The 15421-nt window shown below is 45.9% G+C and carries 16 protein-coding genes; 12 read left to right on the top strand and 4 right to left on the bottom strand.

Annotated elements, in window-relative coordinates:
• The first annotated feature begins 329 nt into the window (after window positions 1–329).
• The 4 genes from VN105_RS10420 to VN105_RS10435 all read left to right on the top strand — a co-directional run bounded on the left by VN105_RS10420 (window position 330) and on the right by VN105_RS10435 (window position 5740).
• Window positions 330–668: a PadR family transcriptional regulator gene (locus VN105_RS10420; protein WP_089890425.1), complete on the top strand. Its 339-nt coding sequence runs from the start codon at window positions 330–332 to the stop codon at window positions 666–668.
• 34 nt (window positions 669–702) lie between these two features.
• Window positions 703–2454 (top strand): PspC domain-containing protein, encoded by a 1752-nt coding sequence (locus tag VN105_RS10425; RefSeq protein WP_325640548.1) that lies wholly within the window; start codon window positions 703–705, stop codon window positions 2452–2454.
• Window positions 2455–2633: 179 nt separating this feature from the next.
• Entirely contained in the window at window positions 2634–4766 is a 2133-nt protein-coding gene (gene feoB / locus VN105_RS10430; RefSeq protein ID WP_325640550.1) for a ferrous iron transport protein B, read from the top strand.
• A 44-nt stretch (window positions 4767–4810) separates the two neighbouring features.
• A complete protein-coding gene (locus VN105_RS10435) occupies window positions 4811–5740 on the top strand; it encodes a M28 family peptidase (RefSeq protein WP_325640552.1) in 930 nt (309 codons plus the stop codon).
• Window positions 5741–5786: 46 nt separating this feature from the next.
• On the opposite strand, the gene VN105_RS10440 is transcribed toward VN105_RS10435, so the two are convergent.
• A complete protein-coding gene (locus VN105_RS10440; protein ID WP_325640554.1) occupies window positions 5787–7232 on the bottom strand; it encodes a S41 family peptidase in 1446 nt (481 codons plus the stop codon).
• A 52-nt stretch (window positions 7233–7284) separates the two neighbouring features.
• A complete protein-coding gene (locus tag VN105_RS10445; protein ID WP_325640556.1) occupies window positions 7285–7989 on the bottom strand; it encodes a hypothetical protein in 705 nt (234 codons plus the stop codon).
• Window positions 7990–8100: 111 nt separating this feature from the next.
• Between VN105_RS10445 and paaA the strand changes: the two genes are divergently transcribed.
• From paaA to nadD, 5 genes are all read left to right on the top strand, one after another.
• Complete coding sequence (gene paaA, locus VN105_RS10450) at window positions 8101–9099, top strand: 1,2-phenylacetyl-CoA epoxidase subunit PaaA (protein ID WP_325640558.1); 999 nt, start codon at window positions 8101–8103, stop codon at window positions 9097–9099.
• 54 nt (window positions 9100–9153) lie between these two features.
• Window positions 9154–9522 carry a 1,2-phenylacetyl-CoA epoxidase subunit B gene (locus VN105_RS10455; RefSeq protein ID WP_325640560.1) on the top strand — a complete coding sequence of 123 codons (369 nt, stop codon included), beginning with the start codon at window positions 9154–9156 and terminating at the stop codon, window positions 9520–9522.
• Window positions 9519–10283: a 1,2-phenylacetyl-CoA epoxidase subunit PaaC gene (gene paaC / locus VN105_RS10460; RefSeq protein WP_325640562.1), complete on the top strand. Its 765-nt coding sequence runs from the start codon at window positions 9519–9521 to the stop codon at window positions 10281–10283. The genes VN105_RS10455 and paaC overlap by 4 nt, the downstream gene beginning before the upstream one ends.
• 3 nt (window positions 10284–10286) lie before the next feature.
• Window positions 10287–10781, top strand: coding sequence for a 1,2-phenylacetyl-CoA epoxidase subunit PaaD (gene paaD / locus VN105_RS10465; RefSeq protein ID WP_325640564.1), 495 nt, complete (start codon window positions 10287–10289; stop codon window positions 10779–10781).
• Window positions 10782–10865: 84 nt separating this feature from the next.
• Window positions 10866–11435 (top strand): nicotinate (nicotinamide) nucleotide adenylyltransferase, encoded by a 570-nt coding sequence (gene nadD, locus VN105_RS10470; protein WP_325640566.1) that lies wholly within the window; start codon window positions 10866–10868, stop codon window positions 11433–11435.
• Here nadD and VN105_RS10475 read toward each other — a convergent pair whose 3' ends face one another.
• The gene (locus VN105_RS10475) at window positions 11436–12512 is read right to left on the bottom strand and encodes an AI-2E family transporter (RefSeq protein ID WP_325640568.1); all 1077 of its coding nucleotides are present in this window, start codon (window positions 12510–12512) and stop codon (window positions 11436–11438) included.
• A 216-nt stretch (window positions 12513–12728) separates the two neighbouring features.
• Here VN105_RS10475 and VN105_RS10480 point away from each other — a divergent pair, with 216 nt between their 5' ends.
• From VN105_RS10480 to VN105_RS10490, 3 genes are read left to right on the top strand one after another with little or no spacing between them, the layout of a single operon-like run.
• Entirely contained in the window at window positions 12729–12923 is a 195-nt protein-coding gene (locus tag VN105_RS10480) for a YtxH domain-containing protein (RefSeq protein ID WP_142684569.1), read from the top strand.
• Window positions 12924–12947: 24 nt separating this feature from the next.
• On the top strand, window positions 12948–13409 hold the full coding sequence (locus VN105_RS10485) for a hypothetical protein (RefSeq protein WP_325640571.1): 462 nt from the start codon (window positions 12948–12950) through the stop codon (window positions 13407–13409).
• Window positions 13410–13429: 20 nt separating this feature from the next.
• Window positions 13430–13777 carry a hypothetical protein gene (locus VN105_RS10490; RefSeq protein ID WP_325640573.1) on the top strand — a complete coding sequence of 116 codons (348 nt, stop codon included), beginning with the start codon at window positions 13430–13432 and terminating at the stop codon, window positions 13775–13777.
• Here VN105_RS10490 and VN105_RS10495 read toward each other — a convergent pair.
• On the bottom strand, window positions 13725–15421 hold a 1697-nt coding region (locus VN105_RS10495), incomplete at its 5' end, for a TonB family protein (RefSeq protein ID WP_325640575.1). The genes VN105_RS10490 and VN105_RS10495 overlap by 53 nt on opposite strands.

Below are 15421 nucleotides of genomic sequence, written 5' to 3' on the forward strand. Positions count from 1 at the left end.
AATACCCAATTAAAAAAATGTTAAAGGCTTTTAACATAAAAGCAACGTCATCCGCTATTCTCCATTCATCATCGCTGAAAACCGGTCATCATTCTCCTAAAATGGCCCTTATAACCGCTTTTTCGCCCGAAAATAAGGCTCATACCGGGTTTTACTAGGTTTATTCGGGTAGCGTTCTAAACAAGTTATTTTGCTTTCCATGGTATTGTGTATTGCATAGTAGTAAAAGTTTCCTATTTTTGTATCGTAAAGTTGAAAGAATAGCTATCAAATACTTTTATAACTGATCAGAAACCACCATTAGAACAAAACATTAAAGCTCGCTTGCCATGAACATTGATAACACACAATCGCAGATGAGGAAGGGGGTGCTGGAGTTTTGCATATTATCCGTCATTAAGCAAGGAGAAGCTTACCCGTCAGATATCATTGAAAAGATGAAGGAAGCAAAGCTGGATATCCTGGAGGGCACACTTTATCCTTTATTAACAAGATTGAAAAATGCAGAATTGCTCACCTACCGTTGGGTTGAAAGCAGTTCAGGTCCCCCGCGGAAATACTTTTCCATGACAGAAAAAGGGGAAACCTTTTATAAAGAACTGGAAAGCACCTGGAATGAACTGGCCAATGCCGTACATCAATTAACACAAAATAGTACACCCCTGTAAAGGAAGACTACCTAAAACCTAAAATCAACTGGTAATGAAAAAGATAATCAATATAAACCTTTCGGGCCGCCTTATCCCCATTGAGGATAGCGCGTATGAGATACTGAACCAGTATCTCAGCAGCCTGAAAAAATATTTCTCGAAAGAGGAGGGAGGGGATGAGATCGTGTCTGATATTGAAAGCCGCATTGCTGAAATATTCCAGGATAAACTGAAGAAAGGAGCCCATTGCATTACAGATGAAGATGTAATTGCGGTGAAAACCTCCATGGGCACACCTGAGCAGTTCGATGATGTTGCAGGAGAAAACAGCCAGCAGAAAGAGGATGATCCATATGCAGGATATATTCCCCGCCCCCGTAAACGCCTGTACCGCGATCCGGACAATAAGGTACTAAGCGGTGTATGTAGCGGTTTAGGCGCCTACTTTAACATCGACCCCGTGATCTTCCGTATTATATTTGCCCTCCTGGCAATTGGCGGATTTGGTACCGGTATCCTGGTATACTTTATCCTGTGGATAGCCACGCCGTCGGCCGACACAGCAGCAGAAAAGCTGGAGATGAGAGGCGAAAAGGTAGATCTTAACACTATAAAATCTACTATCCAGGATGAGTTAAATCATATGAAAGGCCAGATGAAAAATGTAGGAGACGATATCCGAAATTTTTCTCAGGGCCGCGGCAAGCAGGTAGGTAATGATATTGAACGCTTTTTTGTGAGTTTGGCCAGTGGATTGGGAAAAGTGTTGGTAGCCGTTACCAAGGGGTTCTTTTATTTCTTTGCTGTAGTGATGCTGATCTGCCTGATTGTGGCAGGAATAGCCATTGCAGCCACTTCCGCGGCCCTATTCCCCATTAAGGATCTGTTACTCGGCGCCCCGGTGCAAAGTATGTTGCTGTGGCCGGCAGTTGGCCTGCTGATAGGTATCCCCATTGTTGCACTGGTGATATTTATTATCCGTAAACTCACAGGTGTAAAGGAAAGCAACCGCTATGCCGGTTATACCTTAACTTTCCTGTGGTTACTCGGACTCGCTTTTGCTGCTATTATTGCTACTTCTTTTGTAAAAGACTTCAGAAGACCAGCCACCGAAACGGAAACAATAGCTATTCAGCAGCCGTCGAAAGGCAAACTGATCCTGAAAAGAACGCCTGGCATCCTTTCGGATATCAATGGAGATGATATCAGCTTTTTTGATGATCACCTGCTCATTGCAGATGATACCGTGCTGATTAACTACATCCGCATAAGGATTGAAAAAAGTACAACCGACAGTTTTTCTGTAGATGTATCCCGCTTCTCCAGGGGCCGCACCGTTCAACAGGCAAAAATGCTGGCACATGATATCGCTTTCCACCTGAATCAGCAGGATTCGGTATTGTACCTGCCGGAAGGGTTTTCCCTGCCCGCGCACTCAAAGTACCGTGGCCAGCGGGTTACCGTAACCATTAAGGTACCGGTAGGAAAGAATATTGAAATGGACCGCGAGGTTCGCCACAACTATGATGTGAACTGGTATAGCCATGATGAAGATGACTGGGATAATGATTTCGACAACGATCAGCCCGGACCGCTGAACCTGAAAATGACACCGGATGGCACCAATGATGCCAACGAAAAGAAACCGGCGCCTGAAAAACCAGCCACTGATTCTTCCAATGAAGGATACCGCTATAAGGGGCCAGCTGCTGAAAATGCCATTAAAGCGGTTAAAAAAAGCGAGCCAATTGAAGGGGATGTATCTTTCCTGGCTTACTCCCTAATTAATATGTTCCACAGTTGATCTATATATAAACAATTAGTTTTTAAAAAGATGAAGCGAAAACAAGCCCTTGTTTTCGCTTCATCTTTTCCAGGAGATTACCTTTCTGAGATTTTCCCGATCGGATCATTCCACCGGCCGATTAATGTTTAACTTTGCACATTCAGCAATTAATATTAATAAATAGGATAAGATAAGGAATGCAGGCTCCCATAAACATCGCGCTGGTAGGTAATCCGAATAGTGGTAAAAGTTCCCTTTTTAATGCGCTCACCGGTTTAAACCAAAAGGTGGGTAATTTTCCGGGTGTAACGGTCGACAAAAAAACCGGTACAGCCCAGATAGTACCTGGCGTAACAGCCAATATTATTGATCTGCCGGGAACCTACAGCCTGTATCCTAAAAGCGCTGATGAATATGTTACCTATGATGTGCTGATCAACCAACAAAATGAAGACGCTCCCCGTCTTGTAATTATAGTGGCAGATGCTTCCAACCTGAAACGGAACCTCCTGTTCTGCTCCCAGATCATTGACCTTAAGATCCCGGTGATCATTGCCCTTACAATGATGGACATTGCGCGTAAGAAAGGGGTAGAGATAGACCTGGACGGACTGGAAAGGGAACTGGGTGTGCCCGTGGTATCTATCAATCCACGGAAAAACAAAGGCGTTACAGAGATTAAGAAAGTAATAGACCTGGCCATGAGGTCGCACTACAGCACGCCTCCAAGGGATTTTATCAATAACAATGCACTGGCTAAAGAAGTGATTGAGGAGGTGCGGAAAACGGTACCCGTAAAAAGCGACTATGGGGCTTTACATATAGCTGTTAATGCCGACGACCTGTCTTTTGTGGATAAAGCCGGTAAACAGGCAATACGGCAATCGCTGGAACAGCACCGGTTTAATAAAACAAAGATACAGGCAGAAGAGATCATGCAGCGATATAGCCGGATCAAGCATATCATGAAGGCTACAGTAGTGGAAAATGATCCGCTGCAGAAACAACTGCGTTCTGAAAAAATAGATGATCTGCTGCTGCACCGGTTCTGGGGATATGTAATATTACTGGTGGTGATGTTCCTCTTATTCCAAAGTATTTTCTGGCTGGCATCTTACCCGATGGACTGGATTGAGGGCGGCTTTGGCGCATTGAGCGGATGGTTGAGCAGCGCCCTGCCTGATAATAAGGTCACCGACTTCTTTATAAACGGGATACTGGCTGGTATCAGTGGCTTTGCGGTATTCATCCCGCAGATCATGATCCTGTTTGGATTGATCACTATACTGGAAGATACTGGTTATATGGCCCGTATCAGCTTCCTTACCGACCGCCTTATGCGGCAGGTAGGATTAAACGGAAAATCCGTGATGCCGCTGATAAGCGGTGTAGCCTGTGCGGTACCCGCTATTATGGCTACCCGCACCATTGAGAATAAAAAAGAACGGCTGATAACCATCATGGTAACACCTTTAATGAGCTGTTCTGCAAGGTTGCCTATTTATACCATGATGATTGCACTGATCATCCCCGATAAACGGGTTTTCGGCATACTGGGCTTGCAGGGGCTTATTATGATGGGACTTTACCTGTTGGGCTTTTTCATGGCCATTTTTATTGCGGCGGTTATGAAACTGTTTGTGCGGATTAAGGAAAAAAGCTACTTCATTATGGAGTTGCCTGTTTATCGTTCGCCGCGTTGGGCCAATGTAGGAACAACCATGGTGGAGAAAGCGAAAATATTTGTGAAAGATGCCGGTAAGGTGATTGTGGTAATATCTGTGATTCTTTGGTTCCTCGCTTCTTATGGTCCATCAAGCCGGATGGAACCAGTGCATGCGAAATATGAACAATTGCTGTCTAAAGTGCCTGAAGATTCCCCCGAGGCAGCTGTACTTAATAAAGAGTTCCAATCTGCCAAATTATCCAATTCCTATGCCGGTGTGCTTGGTCACGCCATTGAGCCGGCTATCCGTCCGCTGGGATTTGACTGGAAAATCGGCATTGCGCTGATCACCTCTTTTGCCGCCCGTGAAGTATTTGTGGGTACTATGGCTACGCTTTACAGTGTAGGAGAAGATCCGGATAACAATAATGCCACGCTCCGCGAAAAGTTATCGTCGGCTACCTGGCCTGACGGTGCGCCGGTATACACGCTCGCCTCCGGGTTATCCTTAATGATTTTCTATGCATTCGCTATGCAGTGTATGAGCACGATGGCCATTGTAAAGCGTGAAACAAAATCATGGAAATACCCGGTAATACAGCTTGTGTATATGACTGCACTGGCCTATGTATGCAGTTTGATCATCTTTAATATCTTCAAATAATATCTTGTACATTGCAGGTATAGTTAACCATAAATGCAATGTTTATGAAATGGCTTTGTTACAGCTTTTGCCTGCTCTTTGCGCTTCCTGCCCTGGCGCAAACATCCATTGATTCAGCACAACTGATGCAGGATGTGCGTACCCTGTCGGCCGATAAGATGGAGGGCCGGAAAACCGGTACCCGCGGCAGCCGTATGGCGCAATTCTATATTCTTGACCGCTTCAAAAAAACCGGGTTATCCGCATATCACGACACATACGAATATCCTTTCTATTTCCAGGAAGGAGATAAGAAAATAATGGGTACTAACCTGTACGGCTATATTCCGGGGAAACTCAGCACGGTGATCGTTATATCTGCACATTACGATCATCTTGGTAATTCCAGAACAAACGGGGCAGACACTATATTCAACGGCGCAGATGATAACGCCTCCGGCATTGGCGGATTACTGGCAATAGCCGCCTACTTTAAAAAGCACCCTCCCCGTTATACGCTTATTTTTGCTGCATTTGACGGGGAAGAAGAAGGGTTGCAGGGCGCCAAAGCGTTTGTAGCACAGCCGCCGGTGCCGCTTACACAGATCCGGCAGAATATTAACATGGACATGATTGCCCACAACGACAAAAATGAACTGTATGTATGCGGCACTCAGCAGTTTCCCGATCTGAAAAAATATACGGATGATGTAGCCTCACGCAGTAGTGTACACCTGATAGCGGGGCATGATAAACCTGAAAGCGGTGCGGACGACTGGACGAAGCAGAGTGATCAGTATGAGTTCTTTAAACAGAAAATTCCATTCCTCTATTTTGGTGTGGAGGATCACCCGGATTATCATCGTGTTACAGATGAATATTCCCGGATCAATCATTCTTTTTATTACAGGGCGGTACAAACGGTATTGGAGGTAGTGAAAAAGCTGGATAGTGATATGCCGGAGAATAAATATAGTGGCGCCAGAACGATGTAAAAGATATGCAGGTAATTCCGGAGATGGAATTACCTGCCGGTAAATATTATTTCCTGAGAGTTTGTATCATTCCTTTAAACTTAGTGGATTCCAGCCTGTTGGCGGGTGTTATAGCGAGTCTGTTCCCATTTAGTTTGGCAGTGCGGCCTAACGAGCCTGCAGCAACACCCATATCGGTGAGCGCAGCGCGTAGTATTGGATCGCTGAAGGAACCCCAGTCGAGCGAGAAATCATCATCTGCTTTTATATCTGCCGGAAGGCCGCTGAAATAATCGCCTTCGTTAGCTGAATTTTTTGTCTGGAAGTTCACCGCATACATATCGTATTTGCCGAAAGAAATATTGATAAATCCAACAGGTTTACCATAGGTATTGCTTCCTACGAGTTTGGTGGTCATTACCGGTTTCAGTACGTTATACAGTAATTCACTTGCAGATACCGTGTTGCGTGTTCCGAGGAAGGTGACCTTGTTTAAGGCCAGGGCCCCGCTTTTCTGGAACCGGGCTGTTTTGTAAGTAGTAGCTTCACTGTAAAATATATCCGACCAGTTTACGGTAGGATAATAAGGCACCGCCTTCATGTACTTAAAGTAAGGGCCGAAATTATTGGTAGTTACGTTGTTGTTAAAAAACTGGGAATACATAATGGTGTTGGTTTTCGCCGCAGGTACCAGTATGTTGGCAAGATATTCTGCGGTTTCAATAAGCCCGCCGCCATTATACCGCAGATCGATGATCACCTGTTTTACGCCTGCCTTTGTATAAGCATCAAAAATAGAATCTATCTGTGTTTTCACATCAGCCAATGCCACAAAATTGTTAAATACAAAGTAGCCGATTTTATTGCCGCTGAAATCGTATAAGTGAGAATAAAGAATAGGGTTCAGTTTATAATCGGTACGGGCGAGGGTATTCTGCTGGGTACTGTTATCCGGCTTACGGAAGCCCCAGGTGGCGCTTTCGCTTCCAAAGGCCGTATTCAGCATATTATCAGTAGTGCCATCATTCACACGAAACCGGGTAACACCATTTACATTGATCAGTTCCCATCCTCTTTTTATGCCGGCCTTATCTGCCGGTGAGCCGGGATATACATATACCACAAATAAAGTAGTATCGGTTTGGTAGCCTACTTCGAAGCCCATATCGCCCGCAATGCCTTGCTGCAGGGCCCTGGATGTACCGCCATTGTCTATAAAGCTGTACCTGTCGAGGTTGTTGCCGGAGGCGTCTTTTTTATAGGTTGTAAGCGCATCAAACATCTGTATCGGGTTCGGATACTGATTGGGCTTGAAGGTGGCCGAATCGGGTAATACATCGTTCCAGAGGTAAATATCTTTTGCAATAAAAAAGATACTGTCGTTGACAGAGCCGGTGGGACTATTATCTCCCCTGTTCCTTGGGGCGTTGCTGTCTTTTTTGTTACAGGCCGGCAACAGGAAAATGAGCGCCAGGCCGGAGAGCAATAAGTGGTAAAAGTTTTTTGGTTGCATAGTTCCTTTTTTATGCTGCATAACCGCTGAGAATAAACGTTAAAACCGGGTGTTATTGTATGGGTGTAAAGTTAATGCCTTCAATGCCCAGTTCTTCCGGGAGCACTCCGTTATTTTTGAGCCCCACATTTACTTTATCCCGCCAGCGGACCTGTTCTGCAGCATTTAGTCCGTGATGGGTTTCCTGGTCGAACCGGTACTGCAGGCGGTTCATTTCCCGGAAAGACTGAAGGTACTGATATTGTATGATACTATCGTAGTCGTCGCGGTTTAACGCTGTTTGCCGGAGTTTTTGTTTAAACCGTTCCACTACAAGGCGGGTGATATCGAAATGAAGTTGTTCATGCGCCAGGGCATAGCTGTTCCGGGCTTCCGGCCGCACCCAGGAGGCGCTTTTTATAAAAAACACCTGCAGCCTTAAGGTGATCCGGAGGGTATCATTTACCAGGTTGCTGTTGCCTTCATAGGCGAAGCTGGTATAGGATACTGCTGCACTGGGGCCGTTGGGTGATGGTTTGGCCAGGAAATCGTCCCATTGCAGTTTTCTGTGAAAATCATAATAAATAGTATCAGAGCCGGGGAGTGCAGGTGGTTGCTTTTCTTCAAAGTTCAGTTGAATAACGGTAAAGTGCCGGATTTCCGGGCATGGCTTTTTATCTCCGGGTGGCAGTAACAGAAAGCTCAGTATGGTAACAGCCAACAGCATTATCAGATAGTAGTCAATAAAATTAAGGGAATGGCCGGCTACCTGTACCACGCCGGGAAAATTTGGCGATTCTATAACATTTGGTTTCCGGTGTTTTAACAATCTATTCCTGCTGAAACGGTCTTTTTTCCGTAATTTACTACCAACCAAAACAATCGCATTATGTACGGCGGTGGATATATTTTTGATGAACCCAACAGGAACCAGTTGCGGGAAGAACAACAGCATGATGAGCCTGAAAAGCTTGCTGCATTTGAGGCACGCATTGCCAATGGAGAAAAGATAGAGCCCGGCGACTGGATGCCGGCGGAATATCGCAGGCAGCTGATACGCCTTATTGAACAACACGCTCATTCCGAAATTATAGGGGCATTGCCGGAAGGTACCTGGATCACCAGGGCGCCGGGTTTTAAACGTAAACTGGCGTTGATCGCCAAGGTGCAGGATGAGATAGGTCATGGGCAATTACTTTACAACGCAGCGGAAACGTTGGGGAAATCGAGGGAGGCCATGATCAACGACCTGCTCAGCGGGAAATCCAAGTATTCCAATGTATTCAATTACCCCGCTGAAACCTGGGCCGATGTGGCCGTTATCGGGTTCCTGATTGATGCGGCTGCGATCGTAAACCAGGTGGCCAATGCCAAAGGCTCCTACGGGCCCTATTGCAGGGCGCTGGAGCGTATTTGTTACGAAGAAAGTTTCCATCTCAAGCAGGGACATGATGCTTTTATTGAACTGGCAACGGGCACACCGGCGCAGAAAGAAATGCTGCAGGATGCCCTTAACCGCTGGTGGCAACCGATCATGCACTTCTTCGGACCTCCCGACAAAAGTTCCAGCCACAGTGAAAAACTGATGCAATGGAAAGTGAAAATGGCCAGTAATGATGATATGAGGAATCAATTCCTGGAATCTTATGTGCCTAAGATCTGGGAGCTGGGGCTTACCCTGCCGGATCCGGCATTGCGTAAAAATACAGCAACCGGCCGCTGGGAATACTCGGACCCCGACTGGGATGAGTTTTTCAGGGTGATCAATGGTGGTGGCCCTTGTAATATGGAACGGTTGCAGGTACGCAAATGGGCGGAAGAACGGGGCCGGTGGGTGCGAAAAGCGCTCATGAACCCAACAGAAAAACGGGCTTTACCGGTTGCATAGGATCATCTTTGTTTTAGCAGTTTATACTTTATCATTAAAATCATTTAAATATTCATGTCTAACGATTCTTTAGATCCCCGGGTAAACCGGCTGAAACTGGGTGAAGCCGGGGAAGTAGTGAAAGTGGAGGAAGGGGAAAACTGGAATATATACGAGGTATTTCACCAGGAAAAAAGAGGCGCCCACCATGAGCATGTGGGCTGTGTACATGCCCCCGACCCGCAATTGGCGCTGGTATTTGCAAAGGAGCAGTTTGCCCGGCGTAAGAAATGCGTAAATCTCTGGGTGGTAAAAAGTGCAGATATCCTGGCTTTTGATGTGGAAGATGAAGATATGTTTGCCAACAATATGGAGAAAACCTATCGTGATGCCAGCGGCTTCAAGGTGATGGAAAGGATCAACAAATTCAAACAATCCAAATGATAAACAGCGAAGCACTAACAGACCTGATTATAAAAATGGCAGACGATGAATTGATTCAGGGGCATCGTAATTCCGAGTGGACAGGATTAGGGCCTGTGATGGAGGAGGATATTGCTTTTTCTTCCATGGCGCAGGACAAAATTGGCCATGCCTGGGCGTTGTACCGCAATCTTCATGAGGATCTTGGAGGGCCGCATCCGGATGCATTTGCTTTTTTGCGGCCGGAGAAGGAGTTTAAATCATCGCACCTGGTGGAGATGCCCAATGGTGAATATGATTTCAGCCTGATGAGACACTTTTTATTTGACCAGGCGGAAGCAGTCCGGTATGAGAGCTTGCAGGACAGCAGTTATGAGCCTTTGCGGTTATTAAGTAAAAAAGTAAAAGGGGAACTGAAATATCATACGTTGCATGCCAATGCCTGGATCATGCAATTGAGCCGGGCAGGGGAAGAAAGTTACAACCGCATGCAGCTGGCATTGAACCAGACCTTTGCATTGGCGGCAGGAATTTTTGAGCCATCGCAGCGGTATGAGGAAGTGCTGATAGCAGATGGGGTGTATCCCGGGGAGCAGGTGTTGTACCAGCGTTGGCTGGACCGCGTTTACCCGGTATTGGTGAAGGCGTCGCTTAACCTGCCTGAGATCAGTGATATTGTGCCGGTATACGGCGGCCGTCACGGGATTCATACGCCACACCTGCAACCGTTGTTAAAAGAAATGAGTGAAGTATTTAAACTGGATACGGAGGCCAGCTGGTAAACCATGTCGTCTCAAACTATTACCATAGCAGCAGTGTACGAATCACTCGCTCATGTGATGGATCCTGAAATCCCGGTGTTGAGTGTAGTAGACCTGGGCATGATCACGGAGGTTACCCTTGATACAACCATAGTGTACATTAAAATGATCCCCACATTTGCTGCCTGCCCGGCGGTGGGCTATATCCGGCATAATATAAAAACGGTGCTGGAAAGTGAACTTGGTATAGCCGTTAGCGTTGAGGTAGATAAACGGGAGCACTGGGAAAGCAACCGGATGACGGCTGCTGCCAAAGAGAAGCTGAAAGTCTTTGGTATAGCGCCTCCGAAGGTGTTGTCCGGTGAAGTAAGTACTGAAATTATGATGGAGGTGCCCTGTCCTCATTGCGGCAGTGAACAAACTTATTTGCGTTCTCCTTTTGGCTCCACGCTGTGCCGTGCTATCCATTTTTGCAAGGCCTGCGGACAGGTGTTTGAGCAATTCAAACCACTGGAATAAAGCCTTATTTCCATGTTCCGGCTATAAATACCTATTTTTACACGCATTAATGAAATAGCCATTGGCAATTTATACGATGAAAACATGAGAATAGGCTTGTATTTTGGGTCTTTTAATCCTATACACACGGGGCATCTGATCATTGCCAATTACGTAGCGCACAATACTGATCTTGATAAAGTATGGCTGGTGGTTTCGCCGCATAACCCGCTGAAACCACAATCGGCTCTGTTGAATGAGCACGACCGCTTTCACCTGGTGGAACTGGCCATTAAAGATGAAGTGCGGCTACGCGCCAGCAATATTGAATTTTCCCTTCCGCGGCCTTCTTATACGGTGGATACCCTCGCTTACCTGGAAGAGAAGTTTCCAACACAGGAATTTGCCATTATTATGGGAAGCGATAGTTTTCAGAATTTACCGCGCTGGAAAAATTATGAGCAGATTGTAAAAAACTACCCGATCTATATTTACCGCCGGCCGGGGCATGAAGTAACAGATACTTTCGGCGCCAGGGTTGAAATACTGGAAGCGCCCATGCTCGACATCTCCGCAACAGATATCCGCAGATGGCTGAAAGAAGGAAAATCGGTGCGTTATATGGTGCCCGACAGCGTGATCAATTATATCTCTGAAAACAATTATTACCGCTGATCATTTTGTTCCGGGGGTGTCGTGGATATCAATATTTGTGGCAGGTTTTTTCTGGGCAATATCCCTTCTTTTAATTACAAATTCATTCCCATAGATATCCAGTAAAAGGATGAACATGGAGATGAGCAGGGGACCGAAGATCAGGCCGATGAAGCCAAAAAGACTAACGCCAATGATTACACCGAAGATGGTAATGAGCGGGTGAACATCGGCAATTCTTTTGGCCAGCAACATTCTTGCAACATTATCTGACGTACCCACTACGCCGAATCCATATACCAGTACGGCGATTCCCTGCCAGGTACTGCCGGAGGCCAGTAAATAAATACCCAGAGGGACGTACACTGCGGCGGCACCAATAACCGGCAGCATAGCGGTGAAACAGGTAATAACAAACCAGAAAAACGGCTGGGGGATTCCGAAAATTAAATAACCAATCAGGGAAATAATACCTTGTACCACCGCTATGAGCGGAATACCTACCGCATTGGCAATTACCAAAGTGTTGAACTCTTTACCCAGTCTTTCTACATTTTTATCTTTCAGAGGGATATATTCATACAGGTTTTCTTCCATTTTCCGGCCGTTGACCAGCATAAAGAACAGCATGAAATACATCAGGGCAATAGTGGTAAGGGTATTAAAAGTAGCGCCCAGGAATCCCGGCAAAAAGGCGGTTATCCCTTCCTGGATTTTTTGCAGCCGTTCTGCGGTGAGCAGGCTGAAGCCGAGGGTTTCTTCCAACCGGGCATTGGTTTGTTTCAGGCTGTTGATGAGTTCCGTAGAGTGATTGGCGGCATAAGCTGCTTTGGCCGCAAGCATATTTATAAGCATGCCTATAGGCAACAGGATCACCAGGAAGGAGAGCACCATTAACAGGGTGGCGGCGAGGCTTTTTCTCCATTTGCGCTGTTCTACAAGTTTGAACATCCATTTCCTGCTGATCACGTACAGGGTAACGGCTCCGAGGAAGCCGGGGAAAAAGGTAAACATCTCCATAAACAGGAGCACGGCAAGGAAAAGGATCAGCAGTAAGAAGCCAATTTGTTTAATGCGGTCATTATCAAGATAGCTCATAGTACATAATATCGTGTAATTATCTGGTATGTCAAAAAACAGACCGGCTGGTGAAGAATGCTTTTTCTGAGTATAAACAAAATTGCGGGGTGCTTGTTCTTATTTAACCGGGTTTAACATAGCTTTTTATTTAAATGTCATTTATGGAATAATGTTTGTTGAACCTATGGTACCAAAAAAGAAAACCTAATTTATAACATCTTAAAAACCTTAGTTATGAGTACAAGTTCCAAAGCCGTGGTTTCATTTATAGTAGGTGCAGCCGTAGGTGTTGCGGTAGGGTATTTCCTTAATTCAGACAAAAAAGATGAGCTGGTAGAAAAATTAAAAGATCAGTCTGAAAAGCTGAAAGAAAAATGGAGAAAGAGAAAAGATCAGTTCCAGGATGAATTGGAGAACGAGTTGGCATAACCCTATCTGAATAAACTGATTTGCATGGAAGATAATTTCGGCAACTACTTTAACCAAACGGGAAAAGTAGCCAGGGAGTACCTGGAAACCAGACTGGACCTGATTAAGCTCCAGGCAGCAGGAAAGCTGTCAAAAGCGTTGGGATTATTCTTCTCGCTTTTGATGGCTTTCCTGCTGTTCTTTTTTGTGATTGTATTCCTTGGGATGGTAGTAGGCTTCTGGATCGGGGAAATGACCAATAGTTTTGCTATTGGTTTCGGCTGTGCTGCGGGGCTATTCATCCTGTTGTTTATTGTTATCCTGCTGTTCCGGAAACAGCTGATACAACGGCCATTGTCCAGGTTGCTGATTACTGAACTGGTGGATGAAATTACGGATCAGGATGAACACTCCAATCATATTCACAATCAACGGCCAAAGGAACAACCGGAAGATCCAGGTTATGTTCCGGATGAAGAGGCCACCGAAAACACCATGAAAGGATAAACAATGATAAATGTTTACACATGAGTAAGAAAATAGACAGCTTCGAATCACTGGAGCTGGAAATTACCCGGCTGAAAATGAAGTCCAGGCAGCTGGAAAATGAAATGGGGAACAGGGTGGATTATTTCAGGGACAACTATAAAAAGATGGCCCTGAATGCAGTAATCCCCGGTAGCGCAAAACATAGCGGTGCCCTGAACGTAGCCATGAATGTGGCTAAGATCGCATGGGGAAGTGGTAAGTTCAAGAATTTTGCTACCGGGGCATTAATGACGGTATTGGAATTTGTGGGCGTTCAGCTGGGTATCAACCTTTTCAACAAGGTGACGAAGGGCCGGAAAAAGAAGAAGGAGTCAGCGGCTGAATAAAGGAAATAGGTTTTGGTAAGAAGCCCACAACTATTATATCCGCATTGTCGGCGTCGGATCCTTTGATGTATTCCCCCGCACCATTGTCCAGCATAAACGATATGCGCAGCGAAACCGTAACAACTTTCCCTGAAGGGGCCGCTGCAAAGGCAGGAAGCATCTCTACAACACGTTTTACCTCATTACCAAGTGCTTTATCGGGGGTTGACAGCACCTCTATATCATTGATGGCGCCGTTGGGTTGAATTTTGTATTGCATTGTGACCACTCCGGCCTTTTTGCCTTCCTGACTTACCCTTGGATAGCGAACATTTTTTGCAAATGTTTTGCGGTATGCAATTTCCCCACCGGGAAAGCGATTCAAAAAGGTAGAGTCGCTGGTAATCCCTTTCGCCATTCCATTACCCTCTGCCAGGGCGAGGTCCTGCAGGGTCCGCGGGCAATTCATCATTGGAAGAGGGCCTATTCCGCTTTCCTTCGGAGCACAATAAAAGAAATAGGGAGTAAACGGATGTTCCATTGTTTCACGCATTGCCCACGTATCCGCCACCAATTTGAAATCAATTTCTGTGATTTCCCCTTTCTCATTACGTTTGAGTACCGGGATGCTCAGGGTTACTCCTTTTGTTAGCAATACTTCCTTCATCTCCGCAAAATCCTTATCAGAAGTTAAGGGAGTAACCACTCCATAGATCCGGCCATTTGCTGTGGCCAGGTATTTACTACCCGTGTCGTTTTTTGTGGAGGAAGGAGCTGTTGCGGCTAATAGCCCGGCTGCCAGCCCAAGTACCGGCAGCAGCAGCAGGTACCGCCAGGTACGCAGCCGCGGGGATTGGGTTTTGTTCATCATGAGTATTCTGTTTTTAATGAATGATTTACTGAAATGATTTACAATGGCTATCCGGCCTTCCTTCATGCCAATCTTCAGTAAACTGTACTGGTAGGCATCAGGGGCATCAGTGGTTTGGATAACGGCTTCATCTGCCAGGAACTCCAGGTTTAGCTGCAGGGCCCTTTTACAGCGCCAGGCAAAGGGATTGATCCAACAGATACAGCAGTAGAGGGCAGACAGCAGCATATCGGCAGAGTGATATTGCCGCACATGGGCTTCCTCATGCCTGAGTATATGCTGAAGCTCCGTTTGTGCGTGTGCGTTAGGATCAAAAAAAATAGTTCTTAAAAAAGAAAAGGGCGCTGTTATACCGGGAAGCTGTACATAACGTATGTTGTTGCGTTCATACACATTGCCGGCTGCCGCCAGCCGCCTGATCTTCAGCAATTGTAATAAATGGATCAGCAGCAACAGGACGGATATTATTATATAGGCTGTAAGCAAAACGGCGCCGGCATGCTGAACGAGCGGATCCCACCAGTGATGTACCGCTGCTGCTTCCTGTACCGGCGTTTGTACGTGTGCGTTATCACTGAAGTAAACGTTTACCGGCGACGTATTTTCCGCTGGTTTTTCCGCCCAGCGCAGTGCAGGAAGGGGGAGTAGGGGCAATACCGCTGAAAATACAAAAGCACTCAGCAACAGGAGCCTGTTGTACCTGTAAAATGTTTCCTTTTTGAAACAGCTGATATACAGCAGGTAAAAAAGGGCCATCGCACAGGATGTTTGCAGTATATAAATAAACGGGGTAG

It is taken from the genome of Chitinophaga sp. (genome assembly GCF_035564935.1).
Lineage (GTDB): Bacteria > Bacteroidota > Bacteroidia > Chitinophagales > Chitinophagaceae > Chitinophaga.